General features: G+C 57.7%; 17 protein-coding genes and 1 pseudogene. 8 read left to right on the top strand and 10 right to left on the bottom strand.

Features of this window, described 5'->3' with window-relative positions:
- The gene (gene tnpB, locus P5706_RS15525) at positions 1-360 is read right to left on the bottom strand and encodes an IS66 family insertion sequence element accessory protein TnpB (RefSeq protein WP_060766773.1); all 360 of its coding nucleotides are present in this window, start codon (positions 358-360) and stop codon (positions 1-3) included.
- Between the two features lie 47 nt (positions 361-407).
- Positions 408-1,964 carry a recombinase family protein gene (locus P5706_RS15520; RefSeq protein WP_285679888.1) on the bottom strand — a complete coding sequence of 519 codons (1,557 nt, stop codon included), beginning with the start codon at positions 1,962-1,964 and terminating at the stop codon, positions 408-410.
- A 66-nt stretch (positions 1,965-2,030) separates the two neighbouring features.
- Between P5706_RS15520 and P5706_RS15515 the strand changes: the two are divergent.
- A pseudogene (locus P5706_RS15515) lies at positions 2,031-3,026 on the top strand (MFS transporter); the annotation flags it as partial.
- A 144-nt stretch (positions 3,027-3,170) separates the two neighbouring features.
- On the opposite strand, the gene P5706_RS15510 reads toward P5706_RS15515, so the two are convergent.
- Positions 3,171-3,875 carry an SDR family oxidoreductase gene (locus P5706_RS15510; protein ID WP_285679886.1) on the bottom strand — a complete coding sequence of 235 codons (705 nt, stop codon included), beginning with the start codon at positions 3,873-3,875 and terminating at the stop codon, positions 3,171-3,173.
- 101 nt (positions 3,876-3,976) lie between these two features.
- On the opposite strand from P5706_RS15510, the gene P5706_RS15505 reads away from it, so the two are divergent.
- Together P5706_RS15505 and P5706_RS15500 are read left to right on the top strand one after the other, a co-directional pair.
- On the top strand, positions 3,977-4,879 hold the full coding sequence (locus P5706_RS15505) for a LysR family transcriptional regulator (protein WP_200433955.1): 903 nt from the start codon (positions 3,977-3,979) through the stop codon (positions 4,877-4,879).
- A gap of 81 nt (positions 4,880-4,960) precedes the next feature.
- The gene (locus P5706_RS15500) at positions 4,961-5,968 is read left to right on the top strand and encodes an aldo/keto reductase (protein WP_285679883.1); all 1,008 of its coding nucleotides are present in this window, start codon (positions 4,961-4,963) and stop codon (positions 5,966-5,968) included.
- 50 nt (positions 5,969-6,018) lie between these two features.
- On the opposite strand, the gene P5706_RS15495 is transcribed toward P5706_RS15500, so the two are convergent.
- Positions 6,019-7,263, bottom strand: a complete 1,245-nt coding sequence (locus tag P5706_RS15495; protein ID WP_285679881.1) for a dermonecrotic toxin domain-containing protein — start codon at positions 7,261-7,263, stop codon at positions 6,019-6,021.
- A 342-nt stretch (positions 7,264-7,605) separates the two neighbouring features.
- Here P5706_RS15495 and rarD point away from each other — a divergent pair, with 342 nt between their 5' ends.
- Positions 7,606-8,487 carry an EamA family transporter RarD gene (rarD, locus tag P5706_RS15490; RefSeq protein WP_200433952.1) on the top strand — a complete coding sequence of 294 codons (882 nt, stop codon included), beginning with the start codon at positions 7,606-7,608 and terminating at the stop codon, positions 8,485-8,487.
- A 64-nt stretch (positions 8,488-8,551) separates the two neighbouring features.
- Here the strand turns inward: rarD and hppD are convergent, their stop codons facing one another.
- Positions 8,552-9,628 carry a 4-hydroxyphenylpyruvate dioxygenase gene (gene hppD / locus P5706_RS15485; RefSeq protein ID WP_017135508.1) on the bottom strand — a complete coding sequence of 359 codons (1,077 nt, stop codon included), beginning with the start codon at positions 9,626-9,628 and terminating at the stop codon, positions 8,552-8,554.
- Between the two features lie 245 nt (positions 9,629-9,873).
- On the bottom strand, positions 9,874-10,797 hold the full coding sequence (locus P5706_RS15480) for a DMT family transporter (RefSeq protein ID WP_285679877.1): 924 nt from the start codon (positions 10,795-10,797) through the stop codon (positions 9,874-9,876).
- Between the two features lie 76 nt (positions 10,798-10,873).
- Between P5706_RS15480 and P5706_RS15475 the strand changes: the two genes are divergently transcribed.
- The 3 genes from P5706_RS15475 (at position 10,874) to P5706_RS15465 (ending at position 13,961) form a co-directional block, all read left to right on the top strand.
- Positions 10,874-11,770, top strand: a complete 897-nt coding sequence (locus P5706_RS15475; RefSeq protein ID WP_285679875.1) for a LysR family transcriptional regulator — start codon at positions 10,874-10,876, stop codon at positions 11,768-11,770.
- Positions 11,771-11,862: 92 nt separating this feature from the next.
- Positions 11,863-13,404: an EAL domain-containing protein gene (locus tag P5706_RS15470; protein WP_285679873.1), complete on the top strand. Its 1,542-nt coding sequence runs from the start codon at positions 11,863-11,865 to the stop codon at positions 13,402-13,404.
- Positions 13,405-13,601: 197 nt separating this feature from the next.
- On the top strand, positions 13,602-13,961 hold the full coding sequence (locus P5706_RS15465) for a histone-like nucleoid-structuring protein, MvaT/MvaU family (protein ID WP_200433948.1): 360 nt from the start codon (positions 13,602-13,604) through the stop codon (positions 13,959-13,961).
- Positions 13,962-14,066: 105 nt separating this feature from the next.
- Here the strand turns inward: P5706_RS15465 and P5706_RS15460 are convergent, their stop codons facing one another.
- Complete coding sequence (locus tag P5706_RS15460) at positions 14,067-14,603, bottom strand: DUF4946 domain-containing protein (protein ID WP_285679871.1); 537 nt, start codon at positions 14,601-14,603, stop codon at positions 14,067-14,069.
- A gap of 194 nt (positions 14,604-14,797) precedes the next feature.
- Between P5706_RS15460 and gloA the strand changes: the two genes are divergently transcribed.
- The gene (gloA, locus tag P5706_RS15455) at positions 14,798-15,319 is read left to right on the top strand and encodes a lactoylglutathione lyase (RefSeq protein WP_078742582.1); all 522 of its coding nucleotides are present in this window, start codon (positions 14,798-14,800) and stop codon (positions 15,317-15,319) included.
- 104 nt (positions 15,320-15,423) lie between these two features.
- Here gloA and ahpF read toward each other — a convergent pair whose 3' ends face one another.
- The 3 genes from ahpF to P5706_RS15440 all read right to left on the bottom strand — a co-directional run bounded on the left by ahpF (position 15,424) and on the right by P5706_RS15440 (position 18,746).
- Entirely contained in the window at positions 15,424-16,989 is a 1,566-nt protein-coding gene (gene ahpF / locus P5706_RS15450; RefSeq protein ID WP_285679867.1) for an alkyl hydroperoxide reductase subunit F, read from the bottom strand.
- A gap of 127 nt (positions 16,990-17,116) precedes the next feature.
- Positions 17,117-17,680 (bottom strand): alkyl hydroperoxide reductase subunit C, encoded by a 564-nt coding sequence (ahpC, locus tag P5706_RS15445; protein ID WP_003173835.1) that lies wholly within the window; start codon positions 17,678-17,680, stop codon positions 17,117-17,119.
- A gap of 133 nt (positions 17,681-17,813) precedes the next feature.
- Positions 17,814-18,746: a site-specific integrase gene (locus tag P5706_RS15440; RefSeq protein ID WP_200433944.1), complete on the bottom strand. Its 933-nt coding sequence runs from the start codon at positions 18,744-18,746 to the stop codon at positions 17,814-17,816.
- Positions 18,747-18,820 lie beyond the last annotated feature (74 nt).

Here is an 18,820-nt window from a genome sequence, read left to right as displayed (position 1 = left end):
TCAAGCGACGAATCGCGGCGTCAAAACCTGATGCGGACGGTTGCGCCAGAGATCAAAACCGTCGAGCAGCCAGTTCAGTTCCTGAACCGTCAGGACAATGGCTTCATCCGTATCGTCAGGGGACGTTTTGAATCGTTCGGATTCGAGGCGCTTGAGCCAAAGGCAGAAGCCGTTGCGCTCCCAATAAAGTATTTTCACCCGATTACGGGGGCGATTCAGAAAAACAAAAAGCACGGGGTCGAACACCGCCACTTTGATATCCAATTCGACCAAGGCGGCGAGGCCGTCGATGGATTTTCGGAAGTCGACAGGTTTGGGGTAGAGATAGACTTTTTCGACCTTGGCGTCGGGACGCATCATGGTTGCGGGCTCCTGAGGGAAATCGGGAGCACAGCATCAGCTGTCAGCTATTCGTTTGGAATGTGGGGTTCGTGGAGCGGATACAGCATTATCACCTCACCCTTGTGGTGAATCTTGAAATTTCCTGACTTCCTGTCAATCCCGCCATACCTGTACGTCTTCAATCCTACACTTACGTTTCTTTCAGCCGCTGTAAGGACGTAGGAGACGCTTTGAAGCATGGCGTTAAGCCGAAGTATGTCACCGCTAGCTAAAGCTGCTTCTACGCTCTCTGGTGTAATATCAAGTTCTACAGTATCACCAGACAACAACGCCTTTTCAGCTTGCAAGGCTTCACGCTGACTTCTGAACACATCCAGTTTGGCTACAATCTCTGGTACAGCACCTACAGACGCGATAGCTGAAGCCAGATTACCTAACCCCTTCTCCACGTCTTGTAGCTCTACGTCAATCGCAATCAAACGCTTGCCATTGTCTGACAAGTGCTGAGACTTGAGAGCTGTTCTGACAGCGTGTAGGCACGTAGTCTTAACAATCCACTCCAATACAAGGATTGGGATAGACGTATTATTCACACAAGGCTTGCCGTTCTCCCTGTTGAATTGCCCACACTTCATTGTGTCCATCACACCTGGATTACGTGAGCTGATTTGTTTATTGAAGTTACTCCCGCATTCAGAGCAACGAACAAGCCCTGTCAAGAAATTGGATGTAGGTGCAGCGTATTTCTTGCGAGCATTGAATACAGATTGAACACGGTAGAACAAATCTGCTTCTACAACTGGCGGATAGACATTTGGGATATCATCCCGTACTACATTCCCGTGGCTGTCACGAACTACATTCCCATTTTTGTCTACCATTGCAGGCCAATAGCCGATAGCTGTTTTGTTTCGCATCCAGCGTTTAAGCGTGGTGCTGGTGATACCCTCAAAAACGGGAGAAGCTTCACACAACCGGCGTAGGATTCTACGTTCTCCCATGCCCACGGCTGCATCTTCAAAGGCTTGTTTCATGTATGGGGCTACAGCTTCGTTGAGTGTGCCGTCTGGATGTAGCCACATTGGCACAGAGCGTCTAATCGCCTCCCCTGCTTTGGCTTTGACTTCCCTACTCTTGTAGCTGGCTGATACGCGACGTGAGAGGTTTTCACTATATGTATTGGCTTGTTGAATCTTGGCAGCCAGGAGGAACAAGTGTGGGCCGTTTACGCTTTCCTCTGTGTACATCACTTCATCATCCAATGTCACAATGTGAACACCAGCTGTCAGAATGCGTGAAAGCACTTCAATCATTTTGAGTGGCGCCAGTCGCCCCGCCCTGTCAATAGCCTCTACCAGCACTACAGAGCCTTTGGGAATGACTCCGAAGTCAATAGCAGCCTGAAGCTTGCCGAACCCGTTTTCTAGATGCTCACCCTTAAACCCTGACTTGCCGTAGTCAGCGTATTTTATGGAAGACAGCACGTAATCAGGGTGACGCTGTAGCCAAGCCCCTAACATGGCTTCCTGACGCTCAACAGAGCTACCCGTGCCCTGCTTGGCAGAGCTGAAACGAATGTAGCTGATAGCCTGAATAGGTTGCGTTTGGAGGGCTTTGGACATTTTCACAATCCGATTGACTCAATGTGAAACGAAGCATAATCTTGGCGGCGTTGTGTTGCAACCTACAGCCTGCTGTTCGTCACCACGCCCAGCCACTTCTATGGCTTGCGCCTGTTGACCGGTGCCGCAGAAGCCGGCTTCTTCCCCGGCGTGGTGCTGTACCTCTCGCAGTGGTTCCCGACCTTTCGCCGTGGGCGGATCATGGCGTTGTTCATGTCGGCCATTCCGGTGTCCGGCCTGCTTGGCAGCCCGTTTTCCGGCTGGATCCTCAACCACTTCGCCGCCGGCCAAGGCGGCTTGGCAGGCTGGCAGTGGATGTTCCTGCTGCAAGGCATTCCCACGGTAATCCTCGGCGCCCTCGCCTACTTCCTGCTCAGCGACAGCTTTGCCAACGCCAAGTGGCTCACGCCCCATGAGCGTGCCGTGCTGGAAGCCGATCAGGCGACGGACCTGGCCAACAAGCCGAAAACCACGACCGATTCACTCGGCGAAGTGTTCAAGAACCCGGCGATCTGGGCGTTCGGCCTGATCTACTTCTGCATCCAAAGCGGCGTCTACGCCATCAACTTCTGGCTGCCGTCGATCATCAAGAACCTGGGCTTCAGCGATAACCTGGTGATTGGCTGGCTCAGCGCGATCCCGTACCTGCTGGCCGCCGTGTTCATGCTGCTGGTGGGCCGCTCCGCTGACTTGCGCAAGGAACGTCGCTGGCACTTGGTGGTGCCGATGTTGATGGGCGCGATTGGCTTGGTGATTGCGGTGAACTTCGCCACCACCCCGGCCATTGCCATTCTCGGCCTGACCATCGCCACCATGGGCGCCCTCACCGGCTTGCCGATGTTTTGGCCGGTGCCCACTGCCCTGCTCAGTGCGGGTGCGGCGGCAGGCGGGTTGGCGCTGATCAACTCCATGGGCCAAATGGCGGGGTTCTTGAGCCCGTATATCGTCGGTTTTGTGAAGGATGCCACCGGGTCGACGGACATGGCGTTGTATCTGCTGGCGGCGGTGATCGTGGCCGGCAGTGTGTTGGCGTTGCGTATGACGCGCACTTTGAAGGTATAACCCGGCCTCTGTGGGAGCTGGCCTCTTCTGTGGGAGCTGGCTTGCCTGCGATGGCATCAACTCGGTGTACCTGATACACCGAGGTGTCTGCATCGCAGGCAAGCCAGCTCCCACACAAGCAGGTCCCACATTTCTATTCTGTGTTTACAACAGGCCGCCACCGTCGATATCCAACACGGCGCCTGTCACAAAGCCATTTTCCATCGCCAGCACATAGCCCGCCGCAACCTCCTCTGCCTGCCCCACTCGCCCGACCGGCAACGCCGTTCCAGCCTTGGCAAACATCGCCAGCCGTTGCTCTTCTGCCAGCCCCGCATACGCCGGCGTATCGATCACGCCTGGGCTGATCACGTTGACGCGCCGTGGTGCCAGTTCTTTTGCGAGCTGCTTGCCCAGCGCTTCAGTCGCAGCATTGATACCCGTCTTGATGAACTGCCCCGCCATCAACTTACGCCCCAGCTGGCCCGAGGTGAGGCTGATGCTGCCGTGCTCAGCCAAAAATGGCAGTGCCTGCTGGATGGCACGCAATGCGCCCCAGAGTTTCACGTTGAAATTGTCCTGGGCCTCATCCAGATCAGTCTCGATCAGCGGCTTGGCCTGCACCGACGGGCCAGAGGTGTACACCAGATGGTCGAAGCGCCCGACCGTTTCGAACAACCGTTGCAGCGAAGCCCTGTCTGTTACGTCGACCGGTTCGCTGCGTACGCCATTGTCCGCCCCGGAGGTCAAACGCCGCCCGGCCAGCACCACGTGTGCGCCACGGGCGGTGGCGGCCTTGGCCACGGCAGCACCGATGCCGCTGCTGCCGCCGATCACGATGACGGTTTTACCGCTGAGGGGAGATGTCATGGGGTTACTACCTGACTAAGAAAGTGAGCGTTGATCTTCTCAGCTTGGCAATCGGCGAAAAATCCCGGTAAAACGACAAGATCTTTAAAGGATTTTTACAAATGAGCTCGACCCTGGACCTTGAAGTGTTCGTGCGTACCGCCGACACCGGCAGCCTCTCGGCCGCCGCGCGCAGCCTCAACCTCACCCCGGCCGCAGCGAGTATCGCGCTCAAGCGCCTGGAAACCCGGCTGGGCATTCGCCTGCTGGCCCGCTCCACGCGCAGCATGCGCCTGACCGAAGAAGGCCGGCGCTACCTGGACAGCGTGCGCGTGGCCCTCGAAGCGCTGGCCGAAGGTGAACAGGCAATCAAGCAACAAGGCCAGAGCCTGAGTGGGTTATTGCAACTGGCGGCACCTTCGGACTTCGGCCGCAACGTACTGCTGGGTTGGCTGGATGAGTTCAAGCTCGAACACCCGACTATCCGCCTGCAGTTGCTGCTTAACGACAGCAACGCGGATCTGTTCCGCGACACTGTCGACATCGCCCTGCGCTTTGGTGTGCCAAGGGATTCCAGCTTGGTGGCGCTGCCCGTGGTGCCTGGCCACCGTCGCATTCCCTGCGCCAGCCCCGACTACCTGGCGCGCCGTGGCACACCGCGCACGCCGGCTGACCTGGCGCAGCACAGCACGCTGCGCTACATGCGCCGTGGGCAGGCGAATAGCACCTGGTACTTTCGCCAGGGTGCCTTGCTGCAAGAGGTCGAGGTGTCGGGCGACTACCTGAGTGACGACGGCGAAATTGTGCGGCGCTGGGCGCTGGCCGGCCACGGCATCGCCTATAAGGCCAATCTGGATATTGCCGGCGATATCAAGGCCGGGCGGTTGGTGCCGTTGCTGCCCGACTGGCAAGGCGAACCCACGCCGTTCAACCTGATGTGCCCGCACCGCTTGCAGGTGTCGGAACGAGTGAAAGTGCTGCATGGTTTTTTACAACAGCGTTGCCAGACCTTGCTGAGTGCATGAAGAAACACGCGCAGGGCTTGTTCCAGAGCCGTCGAGTCTGGTATTGCATGGTTAACGTTTTCCTGCCATGAGGAGCTTTGCATGATTTACCGCACATTGGGCGAGTCCGGGTTGAAGGTCAGCGCGCTGACCTTGGGCACCATGATGTTTGGCGAGCAGACCAACACGGAAGACTCGCTGCGCATCATCGACAAGGCCTGGGACCAGGGCATCAATTTTATCGACACCGCCGACGTCTATACCGGCGGGCGTTCCGAAGAAATCGTCGGCGAAGCGATCACCCGCCATCGGGCGGATTGGGTGGTGGCGTCCAAAGTCGGTTTCGGCCCGGCAGACGGCTTGCCCAACCGCAGTGGCTTGAGCCGCAAGCGCATTTTCAATGCGTTGGAAGCCAGCCTGACACGCCTGGACACCGACTACCTGGACATCTACTACCTGCACCGCGAGGACCACGACACGCCGCTGGAGGTCACCGTGTCGGCGATTGGCGACCTGATCCGCCAAGGCAAGATCCGCTATTGGGGCCTGTCCAACTACCGGGGCTGGCGTATCGCCGAAGTGATTCGCCTGGCCGAACGTCTGGGTGTCGACAAACCTGTTATCAGCCAGCCGCTGTACAACATCGTCAACCGTCAGGCTGAAGTCGAGCAAATCACCGCAGCCGCGGCCTATGGCTTGGGCGTGGTGCCTTACAGCCCATTGGCGCGAGGGGTACTCAGTGGCAAATACGCGCCCGACGTGACGCCCGAAGCCGGCAGCCGTGCGGCGCGCCATGACAAACGCATCCTGGAAACCGAATGGCGGCCGGAGTCGCTGCGCATCGCCCAGCAGATCCAGCAGTACACCCAAGGGCGCGGCGTAGGAATAGTCGAGTTTGCGATTGCTTGGGTGCTGAACAACTCGGCGGTGAGTTCGGCGATTGTCGGGCCGCGTACCGAGGCGCAGTGGGACGCTTACACCGGCGCGCTGAAGGTGAAGATCACGGCAGAAGACGAGGCGTTTATTGACTCACTGGTGACGCCGGGGCATTCGTCGACGCCTGGGTTCAATGATGTGGGCCATTTTGTGTCGGGGCGGATTAGCCGATAGTCATAACCCGCCCGCAGTCTCCACTGTGGGCGGGTTTGCCGCTTGCCAGCCTAGAGTTTTATATCGACTTTGACACCTAACCCATTGGCGGCTTCTCTGGCCTCTTCTTGGGTCACAGGCAGTTGTTTCAATATCTTCGCCATTACGGCCGCGACAGATCGGTAAGTACCGTAGGTAGGCACGAACCCCTGAACGGTAGTAGCGAAGTAGGTCAGTATCTCGTTCATTTCGCTTTTTGGCAGACCGAATACCCTGCCGATATCGTTGTTCTTATTCAAGAAAAGCAACACCGCATTGACCGGGTTATCCAGGCTTCGCTCGACGGTATCGGCAGTTGCTTTGTCCACGCCAAGCGCTTGCAGAAGCGTTGAGACGCCGGAAAAAGGACTTTCCAGGAAGTTGGCGAAGGCGTTGACGACAGAATTCAGATCACCATTTCCCTTGAAGGCGAGTGCTCTGAGTTGTGGCAATGTGATGGGCTCCAGTGGCAGTTGACTATGAGCGCCGTTTCTAAGGAAGTAAAAATTGCCCTTGTCACCGGAACCTAGCAAATTGCCATGAACGTCATACCGATAGACCACTGTCTCGCCATCGGGTCGCACACCGCTGTAGGTCGGCCGGCCTGCATCGACCGATTCCAGTTGCTGATTGACCAGGCCATTGACCAAAATAATTGTCGTGGGATTTTCACTGGTTCGATCCAAGTGCTCAAACAGATTCCCGACGATCTGCTTGCCTGGCCCCATCAGCTTTTTGGGTGTACTGCCTTCGGTTGCGGATGCCAGCTCCTGTAACGCTGTTCTGACAGGGGAAGACGCTGTTTTGTCGCCAAAATGCGCAAGAAACGCGTGAAAGGCCTCAGGCTGTTTCGTCAGGTTTCTCAGAAAATCGTCGATTGCCTTATAACTTTTAAACTCATAACTTGATTTAAAGTCCTTCTCCGGCATCCATAACACAAAATTCACCGCGCCCGGCACGATCGGTTCGCGCTTGACGATGAAACTCTGCTTGGCCGGATAACGGCCGACGTTGAAGTTATAAGTACTCACGCGAGGTTGTTTAGAGGTGTCTGAACAGGCAGCCGCTTCCAGTAATGTTTTGCCGTGCGCCGTGAGTGCACCACTGTTGGTATCGCGCGCGACCGACTCGGAAAAAGTCTTATAGACTTCAAGTTTTTGCCAGGCAGGTGTGTCACCTTTCGGAAATGCAGTGCTTTCGCCGAACCTGCCTATAATGCCGGGCAAGCCGTTGAAGGTAGCGGGTGAAGAACCGTAATAGGGGGAGAAGCGGTGCATAGCGTAGGCCTCGTTATTTAATGTCTTAGTCTGCAACCCCCCTGCACTCTTCCCTGCCAGAGCCAGGGTTATCATCACGCAGTGATGCCCCCCTAGAAGTCGCGCGTACTAACTTCTTTCCATTAGTTGATGCTTTGGCAGGGCTTTGATAAACCGTGCAAAACTTTCCGTGCGGAACTAAGCGTAGTCATGCTAGCCAAGCGAAGTCGTACTTGTGTGGGCCGAACGTGGGAATATGTTCCATTACACCGACTTAATCGACGTGACAAATAATGTCGCGAACACTATATTCCCCACCTAAGTTTCCGAATCTTCTGTAAAAACCAGCTTTGCGAGGAAAGTGTGTCTAAAGGTGTTGTTTTATCGGTCTTGGCCTCGGTGTTGTTTGCCGTGATGTACTACTTCACCTCGCTGCTCACACCCTTGAGCGGCCTGGAGATTTTTGGTTGGCGCATGCTGCTGACCGTGCCGTGCATGACCGTATTCATGATCGTCAGCGGTGAATGGCGGCGCGTGTGGGAGTTGCTGCGAATGCTGGCGGCCAGCCCACGGCTGATCGGCGGCGTGGTGCTGTCGTCCGCCCTGCTGGGCGTGCAGTTGTGGCTGTTTATGTGGGCGCCGCTCAATGGGCGCAGCCTGGATGTGTCCGTGGGCTATTTCCTGCTGCCACTGACCATGGTGCTGACCGGGCGCCTGGTGTACGGCGAACGCTTGTCGCGTTTGCAGCAGATCGCGGTATTTTTTGCCGCGCTCGGGGTGCTCAATGAGCTGTACCAGGCCGGTGGTTTTTCCTGGGCGACCCTGGTGGTGATCATCGGCTACCCGGTGTACTTCGTAGTGCGTAAATACCTGCGCACCGATCACCTGGGTGGGTTGTGGCTGGACATGGCGCTGATGTTGCCGGTGGCCTGGTGGTTTGTGCAGCATGGCGAACAAGGCTTTGCCGTACTCGATGTGCACCCCAAGCTGTATGCGTTGATTCCGATGCTGGGTTTGATCAGTGCCTCGGCGCTGGTGAGCTATATCATTGCCAGCCGCCTATTGGCCTTTAGCCTGTTCGGGCTGCTCAGCTACGTGGAGCCGGTGTTGCTGCTCTTCGTGGCCTTGTTGCTGGGTGAAGGCATCAAGGGCGGCCAGTGGCTGACGTATATCCCGATCTGGCTGGCCGTGATGGTGCTGGTGTATGAAGGCTTCAAACATTTGGTGCGTCAGCGTAAAGCTTAAAATGTGCAGACACTAAAAAGCCCGGCTGAGAACCCTCTCAGCCGGGCTTTTTGGTTGCTGACCCTTAGTCGGTGGTCAGTACACCGCGTCGTACCTGGTCACGCTCGATCGACTCGAACAGCGCCTTGAAGTTGCCCTCGCCAAAACCATCGTCGCCTTTGCGCTGGATGAATTCGAAGAACACTGGCCCCATCAGGGTTTCCGAGAAGATCTGCAGCAGCAGACGCTTGTCGCCCTCGATCGAGGAACCGTCGAGCAGAATACCGCGTGCCTGCAGTTGGTCCACCGGTTCGCCGTGGTTGGGCAGGCGGCCTTCGAGCATTTCGTAGTAGGTGTCTGGCGGCGCGGTCATGAAGCGCATACCGATCTTCTTCAGCGCATCCCAGGTCTTGACCAGGTCTTCGGTGAGGAACGCCACGTGCTGGATGCCTTCGCCGTTGAACTGCATCAGGAACTCTTCGATCTGGCCGGCGCCTTTGGACGATTCCTCGTTCAGCGGGATGCGGATCATGCCGTCCGGGGCGCTCATGGCCTTGGACGTCAGGCCGGTGTATTCGCCCTTGATGTCGAAGTAGCGTGCTTCACGGAAGTTGAACAGTTTCTCGTAGAAGTTGGCCCAGTAGACCATGCGGCCGCGATACACGTTGTGGGTCAGGTGGTCGATGACCTTGAGGCCCGCCCCTACCGGGTTGCGGTCGACACCTTCGAGGTACACGAAGTCGATGTCATAGATCGAACTGCCTTCGCCAAAACGGTCGATCAGGTACAGCGGCGCACCGCCGATGCCCTTGATGGCCGGCAGGTTGAGTTCCATCGGGCCGGTTTCGATATGAATCGGCTGGGCGCCCAGTTCCAACGCGCGGTTGTAGGCTTGCTGCGAGTCTTTGACGCGGAACGCCATGCCGCACACCGACGGGCCGTGTTCGGCGGCAAAGTACGACGCCAGGCTGTCGGGCTGGTTGTTGAGGATCAGGTTGATTTCGCCCTGGCGGTACAGGTGCACGTTCTTGGAGCGGTGGGTCGCCACTTTGGTGAAGCCCATGATCTCGAAGATCGGCTCCAGGGTGCCCGGAGTCGGCGATGCGAATTCGATAAATTCAAAGCCCATCAGGCCCATTGGGTTTTCGTATTGGTCGGCCATTTCGGCACCTCATCATTCTTGTAAGTAGCAAGCAGTCAATTACAGGCAAGGATGAGGTTGCACGGTGGCGCACACGACAGGCCCCGCACGCTGCGGGCGAGGAAGTCACCAAAAATGAGGGGGGAGCCGAGTAGCTTCATGATTACATCAGTCTCTGACGGCCGAGGCTTGCGTGAGCGCAAGTCCATATTCTTGTATGCGTAAATCGATTCTACACAGCGTAACAGTATTTGTCCGTACTCTTATCAAATCCCTATTGGCTTTGGCTGCGCAAGCGGTTTGTTGCATAGATAGATGCCCAACAGGATCACTGCGCCGCCCAGCACCATGGGCAACGTCAGTTGCTCGCCGAGCAGCAGCGCACCGCAGACCACCGCCGTCAGTGGGTTCAGCGCGATGAACACACCAGCGCGGGTCGCGCCGATACGCCGGATGCCATCGTAATAGCCGATGTACGCCAGCGCGGAGCCGAGTACGCCCAAATACAACAGGCTCACGATCTGCGGCCCGTGCAGGCTGGCGAACCCTTCAACGGTGAAGCGCCCGGTGAGCGCAGTGACCAGCGTCAGCATCAGAGTACCGAGCAACACTGACCACGTGACGGTTTGCAACGGCCCCAGGCTTTGATTCAGCGCCCGGGAAAACAACGAGTAAATCCCCCACCCCAGCACACAGCCAAAAATCAGTACGTCACCCCGCCAGGTACTCGATGCACCTTGCAGCACCAGCGGGTTGCGACTGACGATCACCGTCGCAGCGCCGGCCAGGCACACGGCGATGCCCACGACCTTGGCAGCGCCGAGGCGCTCTTTGAACAACCACCATGAAGCCAGGCCGATCACGGCCGGGTTCAACGTCACGATCAACGAGGCGCGCGAGGCGTTGATGTAATGCAGGCCGTAGAAAAAACACAGGTTGTAGAAAAAAATTCCGAAAAACCCCAGTACCGCCAGACGCAGCAGTTGCCGGGGACGTGGCCGCGCTAGCGGGATGCGTGCGCACAGCATGAACAGCAGCAGCGCCAGGCTGGCGAGGATAAACCGTAGGCTGGCAGCCAGCAGTGGGTCGACTTGATTGGCCAGGTAACGTCCGGCGACAAAAGTGCCACCCCAGATCATGGTCACCGCGCCAAGCTTGAAGTATGTGAAGCGATCAGACAGAGGGTACATGGGCATTGCTCGACAGGCGACAGGATTGGCATATTCTTCTACTAATGTTCAGTAATCGTAAAATGAGCCTTTACTCATGACTTTGACCCAACTGGAAATTTTTTCCCTGGTGGCCGAACTGCAAGGATTCACCAGTGCGGCTCACCGCCTGGGCATCAGCCAGTCAGCGGTGTCCCATGCCGTCAAGGCCTTGGAGCAGGAGTTGGGCGTGGCGTTGTTCCGGCGCCACCAGACACAGGTGGAACTGAGCGATATCGGCGCGCAGTTACTCGGGCGCGCCCGTGCCATGCTCGGCCTGGCCGCAACCTTGCAGCAGGAAGCCGCCGACGCCCGCGGGATGAAGCGTGGCACCCTGCGCATCGGCTCCTTTGGGCCTACCGCGTCGGTGCGCTTGTTGCCGGCAATCCTCAGCCATTTTCGGCAGGCCTACCCTGGCATAGAGGTGCATGTGGACGAGGGGCCTGACCGCCAAGTAATCCAGTGGCTGGACGAGCGGCGCGTTGACGTGGGTTTTGTGGTGCTCGCCGACACGCCAACAGACAGCGAACGCTTCGACACCGTGGCGTTATTTGAGGATCAACTGGTCGCGCTGTTGCCGGCCAAGCATGCGCTGGTTGCCAGCACGTCAGTGCCGTTGAAGGCACTGTGTGATGATCCGTTCATTCTCACCGAGGCGGGTTCGTCGGAGTTGGTGATGCGCTTGTTCAGCGTCGCCCGTTTGCGGCCCAACGTGCGTTATCGCTGCGCGCAATTGCTCAGCACACTGGCCGCCGTCAGCCGTGGCGACGGCTTGAGTATCGTGGCGCAGGCATCGCTGCCGGAACAAGCCGACAGTCGTTATGTCGCGCGCCCGTTGTCGCCGCCGGTACCGTGCCGGATCGGCCTGGCGGTGCTGGACCGCCGCCAAGCCTCTCCGGCAACCCTGGCGTTCCTCGCTCTTGCGCAGAAGTGGGTCACCGATAAACCCGTGTAACCGTGGTCAGGCCATTCAAGTGAGCGCCACTGCGTAATGCCATCTATCATCGGCACACACCTCTCCTTTTTATTCCGTTATTGGCTGCCCCTATGCCCCTCACCGCCAAAGGCCCCCGAAGCCGAGCCGCACGCGCTTTCTTCAGCAGCGTTTGCGGTCTGCTCCCCGTTTTATTGGGGGTTGTGATTCTTCACTGGCAAGCCGAACGCACCCTGGAACAAAGCACCGCCCAAACCGCCCTGGAAGCAGTACGCCAATTCGATTTGATGCTGGACAACACCGCCCTCGCCGCCCAAGCCTTGCTGCCACTGGCCGGCCAACCGTGCGACAACGGCGCGCAACTGGCACTGCGCGAACAGGTCACGCGGCGCCCCTTTGTGCGGGCTACCACCTTGTCCTGGCAGAAGAACATCTATTGCAGCTCGTTGTTCGGCGGCAATTACCAGTCGCCCGTCAACCCGGACGATTACGTCGATGGCACGCTGTGGCTGATGAACGGCAATCCGGTAACGCCGGATACCGCGCTGTTGGTGTACCGCCTGGTCGATGGCGATAAAGCCGCGTTTGCCTCGGTTGACGGTTATCACCTGACCAACGCCTTGCGCCTGATCAGCCGCTATGCGGATCTGATCCTGCAAGTGGGGCCCAACTGGCTGGACGACGACGGCAAGGTGCATACCACGGCGGTGCCGCAGTTTGCGGTGGCCCATCAGCACCTGGCCTCTGAGCGTTATCGGTACAGCGTCGATGCCGGCATGCCCGACGGTGAGGTGTGGCGATACATGGAGGCGCGCTACCCGGCACTGTTCAGCTTGCTGGTATTTTTTGGTGTCTTGGCGGGCGTGCTGGCGCACTGGCTGCAAAAGCGCTCGTCGGCGCCGACCCATGAATTGCAACGCGCGTTGGGGGCCAACGAATTTGTGCCGTATTTCCAACCGGTGGTGCGGGGTGACACCCGTGAGTGGGCCGGCTGTGAAGTGTTGATGCGCTGGCGGCACCCAAAGGAAGGCCTGGTGCGTCCCGACCTGTTCATCCCGTTGGCCGAACATTCCGGCCTGATTGTGCCAATGACCCGCTCGCTACTGCGCCAGACCGCCGCACAACTGGCGCCGCATGCCGAGCGCTTCACTCCGGGCTTCCATATCGGCGTGAACATTACTGCCAGTCACTGCCAGGATCTGGACCTGGTGCAGGACTGCCGGGAGTTTCTCGCCGCTTTCGTGCCTGGCCAGGTGACGCTGGTATTGGAGTTGACCGAGCGTGAACTGATTCAGCCCACCGACATCACCGCCCGCCTGTTCGACGCCCTGCATCAACTGGGGGTGATGATCGCGATTGATGACTTCGGCACCGGCCACTCCAGCCTGGGTTACTTACGCAACTTCAATGTCGATTACTTGAAGATCGATCAAAGCTTTGTCGCCATGATTGGCGCCGACGCACTCTCACGGCATATTCTGGACAGCATCATAGAACTCAGCGGCAAGCTGGACCTGGGTATAGTGGCCGAGGGCGTGGAAACAGCAGAGCAATGCGAATACCTCGCGGCCCAAGGTGTGGATTTCCTGCAGGGCTACCTGTTCGGCAAACCGTTACCCTGTGAAGAATTCATTAAGTCGCTGACCAGCCATTGAAGCCATCTAGTGCGCTGGATGAAATAATCTTATTTAGGTAACGCCGTGATTTACTCGTGCGGCATTAACTACTACAATTTTTCCTGCCTGTGCTGAACTCGCAGAAAGGCCACTTTCTTTGAGTTACCTTAAAGCTCTTGGCCTACACGCTTTATCTGCAGTTGATGTCAGCCAACTACACTATTGGAGTATAGATTTTGTCCAGACTCGCCGAATTTCGCGCAGCAGAAAAAGCCCTTCAAGAACAGCTGGCCCAGCTGGAATCCTTGAAGAACGACGCTGGCCTGAAAAAAGAAATCGAATTCGAAGAAAAGCTGCAAGGGCTGATGAAGCACTACGGCAAAGGCCTGCGTGACATCATCTCGATCCTTGATCCTAACCCTGGCAAAGCCAGCGCTGCTGCTGCACCAAAACAGCGCCGCGCACGCGTGGTCAAGGTTTACCACAACCCGCACACCGGCGAACTGATCGAAACCAAAGGCGGCAACCATCGCGGCCTGAAAGCCTGGAAAGAGCAGTATGGCGCTGCCACTGTAGATTCCTGGTTGCGCGGCTGATCGAAATACGCTTGCAAAAAACCCCGCTGATGCGGGGTTTTTTTTGCTTCGAAAACGAACTTAATCAAGTGTTCACTTTGTTCAAAAACGAGTGCGATAACCCGCTCAAAGTTTAAGGCTATCGCGCACTGAACTGACTTCATCCTTACTGGCTTCATAGGCCTCGGCCTGACCGGCGAAAGAAAAGACATAGGCTTTATCGGTATCAACTGCACCGACCAATGTCTGTGACAATATGTGCCGCCCGTTCTCAGTAATCACGCACGTAGTTTCCAGCGCCTCAAGACGGCTCAATGTGGTGGTGTGCATCTTGGTGCACACGCTTTGATAACCGCTGCCGGCAAAATCTTTCTGGATGGATTTGCGCATTTCCAGCAATACGCCTTGAAGATTAACTTTATGGCCCGCCTCAATCGGTGTGCCGGTCAATTCCATGACCATCAAGGTGTTGCCGTTTTCATCATTCTTGATTGCCCGTTGGCGGGACACCGCCTGGGGTTTTACCGGCGCTTCGTCGTCGGGCACTACTTCCTCGACTTGCCAGCCGCTGGGCCAATGAATTTCAGGGTCGGCCGCCAACACAAAGGGGCTGCCCAGCAACACACACACAGCGCTCAACAGCGGTTTACGAAATTCAATCATCAAGAAAAACACCCAAGGTTCAAGCGTCGAAGTTTGAGCTTGACACCCTTGGCTCGCAAGGGCTCAGTGACCTTTTTCATTTGGCTCGGCCGGCACCGCTTGCGTATCATGGCGGTGCGGCACGGATGCCGGCCGCAAGCCAAGGGACCACTCAAGTCACGAGTCGCGTTTGCCCCATTTTTTCTGGAGGGCCCATGAGCCTGCACGATCTGAACACTTTCCCGGGCGTCACCGCCCAACCTGACACCGCCACCGCGAACTTCGTGTTCAACCACACCATGTTGCGGGTCAAGGACATCACCAAGTCGCTGGATTTCTACACTCGCGTCCTCGGCTTTTCCCTGGTTGAAAAGCGCGACTTCCCGGAAGCCGAATTCAGCCTGTACTTCCTGGCCCTGGTGGACAAGGCCCAGATCCCGGCCGACGCCGCCGCGCGTACGCAGTGGATGAAGTCGATCCCGGGCATCCTCGAATTGACCCACAACCATGGCACCGAAAACGATGCCGACTTTGCTTACCACAACGGCAACACCGACCCGCGTGGCTTTGGCCATATCTGCATTTCGGTGCCGGATATCGTCGCGGCCTGCGAGCGCTTTGAAGCGTTGGGCTGTGATTTCCAGAAGCGCCTGAGCGATGGCCGCATGAAAAGCCTGGCGTTCATCAAAGACCCGGATGCTTACTGGGTTGAGATTATTCAGCCAGCGCCGCTGTAAGCGCTCTGCGTGACGCTAAGCGTCACCGGATGCATTTGCACGTAGTACGTGGAAACGAAAAACCCCATGATCACTCATGGGGTTTTTTATGTGCGCAGCCGGATTTAAGCGGGTGCCGAGGTGCGGATCAGGTGATCAAAAGCACTCAGCGAAGCCTTCGCGCCCTCGCCTATCGCAATCACGATCTGCTTGTACGGCACGGTCGTCACGTCACCGGCAGCAAACACGCCCGGCAGTGAGGTTTCGCCACGCGCATCGACAATGATCTCGCCACGCGGGGTCAATTCCACCGTACCTTTGAGCCAGTCGGTGTTGGGCAGCAAGCCGATCTGGACAAAAATACCTTCCAGTTCGATGGTCTTGAACTCGCCGCTGTCGCGATCCTTGTACGCCAGGCCGGTGACCTTCTGGCCATCGCCTTTGACTTCACTGGTCAGCGCACTGGTGATCACGTCAACGTTCGGCAGGCTGTAGAGCTTGCGCTGCAACACGGCATCGGCGCGCAATTTGCTGTCGAACTCGAGCAAGGTCACGTGACTGACGATGCCGGCCAGGTCAATGGCCGCTTCAACGCCGGAGTTACCGCCACCGATGACGGCTACGCGCTTGCCTTTGAACAGTGGGCCGTCGCAGTGCGGGCAGAAGCACACGCCGCGGGCTTTATATTCCTGCTCGCCCGGCACACCCATTTCGCGCCAGCGGGCACCGGTGGCCAGAATCACGGTTTTGGACTTGAGGGTCGCACCGCTTTCAAAGCGAATTTCGTGCAGCTCACCGGCATTTTTTGCCGGGACCAGGCTGCTGGCACGTTGCAGGTTCATGATGTCCACGTCGTACTGACGCACATGCGCCTCCAGGGCGCTGGCCAGCTTCGGCCCTTCGGTCTCCTGCACGGAGATGAAGTTTTCGATGGACATGGTGTCCAGCACCTGGCCGCCGAAGCGCTCAGCTGCCACGCCGGTGCGAATGCCTTTACGTGCGGCATAGATAGCCGCCGCCGACCCGGCCGGGCCACCACCGACGACAAGTACATCGAAGGCGTCTTTGGCGCTGATTTTCTCGGCGGCTTTTTCGATACCGCTGGTGTCGAGCTTGGCAAGGATCTCTTCCAGGCCCATGCGGCCCTGGCCGAAGTTCACGCCATTGAGGTACACGCTGGGCACCGCCATAACCTGGCGTTCATCGACTTCAGCCTGGAACAGCGCGCCGTCGATGGCAACGTGGCGGATGTTCGGGTTAAGCACGGCCATCAGGTTCAGCGCCTGGACCACGTCCGGGCAGTTCTGGCACGACAGCGAGAAGTACGTCTCAAAGCTGAACTCGCCCTTCAAGGCGCGAATCTGTTCAATCACTTCGACACTGGCCTTCGACGGGTGGCCACCGACTTGCAGCAGGGCCAGCACCAGCGAAGTAAATTCATGGCCCATGGGGATGCCGGCAAAACGCAGGCTGATATCGGCACCCGGGCGGTTGATGGAGAACGACGGCTTGCGCGCATCACTGCCATCGGTTTTGAGGGTAATCAGCGTAGTAAGGCTGGTTACGTCCTGCAAAAGGGCAAGCATTTCCTGGGATTTCGCACCGTCGTCGAGGGAAGCGACGATCTCGATCGGCTGGGTGACCCGTTCCAGGTATGACTTCAACTGAGCTTTAAGATTGGCGTCCAACATACGGGCGATTTCCTATTAATTCGGTTTATTGCAGACAAAAAAACGCCCGAGCGAATCTCGCCCGGGCGTTTTGAGGGCGGTGCAGCTTACTTAAGGTGCGGCAATCCGCCCTTGATGTTTCACAGACTTAGATCTTGCCGACCAGGTCCAGGGACGGAGCCAGAGTAGCCTCGCCTTCTTTCCACTTGGCTGGGCAGACTTCACCTGGGTGAGCAGCGACGTACTGAGCGGCCTTGATTTTGCGCAGCAGCTCGGAAGCGTCACGGCCAACACCGCCGTCGTTCAGTTCAACGATCTTGATCTGACCTTCTGGGTTGATCACGAACGTGCCGCGGTCTGCCAGGCCTGCTTCTTCGATCAGTACGTCGAAGTTGCGCGAGATGGTCAGGGTTGGGTCGCCGATCATGGTGTACTGGATTTTGCCGATGGCTGGCGAAGTGTTGTGCCAGGCAGCGTGAGCAAAGTGGGTGTCGGTGGAAACACTGTAGATTTCGACGCCCAGTTTCTGGAATTCGGCGTAGTTGTCAGCCAGGTCTTCCAGTTCGGTTGGGCAAACGAAGGTGAAGTCGGCTGGGTAGAAGAAAACTACCGACCATTTGCCTTTCAGGTCAGCGTCAGTCACATCTACGAAGTTGCCGTTTTTGTAGGCGGTCGCTTTGAACGGTTTTACTTGGCTGTTGATGATAGGCATCGGTGACTCTCCGTCAGTGGTTGAAAAGTTGATGAGATGAATCCTACTCACTCTTACCCTCGATGGCTCATTGGCAAACCTCATGCTGATGATTGGTTTTCCCTATCAGGTGTCTGTATTAATAGAAGAAATCTCAAAGCAGCGGTTGGGTAGCCAAGGTCATGCCCAAAAAGGGTGTCGCTTCAACATAGCGCATCGCAGATTTCATGTCGCTCCAGCCGACGTAACTCATCAGCGACTTCAAATCCCAGCCGCTGCGGTGGGCCCACGTGGCAAACCCACGGCGCAACGAGTGGCTGGTGTATTGATCCGCGGGGATGCCCGCGCGCTCCAGGGCCTGGCGCAACAGCGGGATCACGCTGTTGGGGTGCAAGCCCTCCTCGCCCAGGTTGCCCCAGCGGTCTACCGCACGGAACACCGGGCCGCGCACCAAGGCCGAAACGCTCAGCCATTCGCTGTAGGCCTGCACGGGGCATAACCGCAGCAGTGCCGGGGTCTGGTAGGTCTTGCCGAGGTTGTCGCGGTCACTTTTGCTGCGCGGCAGGTACAGGCTGATGCCGGCGCCGGGCACCGCTTGCACGTGTTCGATGCTCAGGCGACACAATTCGTCGCTGCGAAAGCCACGCCAGAAGCCCAGAAGGATTAACGCGGTGTCGCGCTTGGCGCGCAGCAATCGCGGGTGGTCCTGCGCCTCACGTGCTTGCCTGGCGTCAACCTCCAGTGAGGCCACCACCTGCTCAAGGTGCTTGAGCTGCAAAGGTTCGGCCTGCTTCTCTCGTGCCGGGTGCACCGCCCGAATGCCCTTGAGCACCTTGCGCACCACGGGCGCCTTGGTCGGGTCCGGGAAACCCTGGCTGGTGTGCCATTGCGCCAATGCCGAGAGCCGCAACTTCAGCGTGTTGACCGCCAGCACCCCGGCATGGGCCACCAGGTAGCGCGCCACGCTGTCGCTGGTGGCCGGCAGGAACCCGCCCCAACTCACTTCAAAATGCTCGATGGCCGCGCGATAGCTGCGCCGCGTGTTGTCGCGGGTGGCGGCGTTGAGGTAACGGTCCAAGTCGCTCATGAAGGGCCTATTCGTACTGCTGGCGGGTGTATTAGCGGTTAAAACGCTGATGACACGGGATAATATGCCAATAT

This window comes from Pseudomonas sp. ChxA, assembly GCF_030263855.1.
GTDB classification, from domain to species: Bacteria; Pseudomonadota; Gammaproteobacteria; order Pseudomonadales; family Pseudomonadaceae; genus Aquipseudomonas; species Aquipseudomonas fluorescens_CB.
The sequence above is the reverse complement of the archived record's forward strand: the minus strand, read 5'-3'. Positions and strand labels throughout refer to the sequence as shown.

Bases quoted from the DNA above. Each gene is read 5' to 3' on its own strand.
- P5706_RS15495 (WP_285679881.1), bottom strand. From the start codon at position 7,263: ATGCACCGCTTCTCCCCCTATTACGGTTCTTCACCCGCTACCTTCAAC.
- gloA (WP_078742582.1), top strand. From the start codon at position 14,798: ATGAGCCTGCACGATCTGAACACTTTCCCGGGCGTCACCGCCCAACCT.
- P5706_RS15505 (WP_200433955.1), top strand. From the start codon at position 3,977: ATGAGCTCGACCCTGGACCTTGAAGTGTTCGTGCGTACCGCCGACACC.
- P5706_RS15510 (WP_285679886.1), bottom strand. From the start codon at position 3,875: ATGACATCTCCCCTCAGCGGTAAAACCGTCATCGTGATCGGCGGCAGC.
- P5706_RS15440 (WP_200433944.1), bottom strand. From the start codon at position 18,746: ATGAGCGACTTGGACCGTTACCTCAACGCCGCCACCCGCGACAACACG.
- P5706_RS15470 (WP_285679873.1), top strand. From the start codon at position 11,863: ATGCCCCTCACCGCCAAAGGCCCCCGAAGCCGAGCCGCACGCGCTTTC.
- P5706_RS15500 (WP_285679883.1), top strand. From the start codon at position 4,961: ATGATTTACCGCACATTGGGCGAGTCCGGGTTGAAGGTCAGCGCGCTG.
- ahpF (WP_285679867.1), bottom strand. From the start codon at position 16,989: ATGTTGGACGCCAATCTTAAAGCTCAGTTGAAGTCATACCTGGAACGG.
- P5706_RS15520 (WP_285679888.1), bottom strand. From the start codon at position 1,964: ATGTCCAAAGCCCTCCAAACGCAACCTATTCAGGCTATCAGCTACATT.
- tnpB (WP_060766773.1), bottom strand. From the start codon at position 360: ATGATGCGTCCCGACGCCAAGGTCGAAAAAGTCTATCTCTACCCCAAA.
- hppD (WP_017135508.1), bottom strand. From the start codon at position 9,628: ATGGCCGACCAATACGAAAACCCAATGGGCCTGATGGGCTTTGAATTT.
- ahpC (WP_003173835.1), bottom strand. From the start codon at position 17,680: ATGCCTATCATCAACAGCCAAGTAAAACCGTTCAAAGCGACCGCCTAC.
- P5706_RS15460 (WP_285679871.1), bottom strand. From the start codon at position 14,603: ATGATTGAATTTCGTAAACCGCTGTTGAGCGCTGTGTGTGTGTTGCTG.
- P5706_RS15480 (WP_285679877.1), bottom strand. From the start codon at position 10,797: ATGTACCCTCTGTCTGATCGCTTCACATACTTCAAGCTTGGCGCGGTG.
- P5706_RS15475 (WP_285679875.1), top strand. From the start codon at position 10,874: ATGACTTTGACCCAACTGGAAATTTTTTCCCTGGTGGCCGAACTGCAA.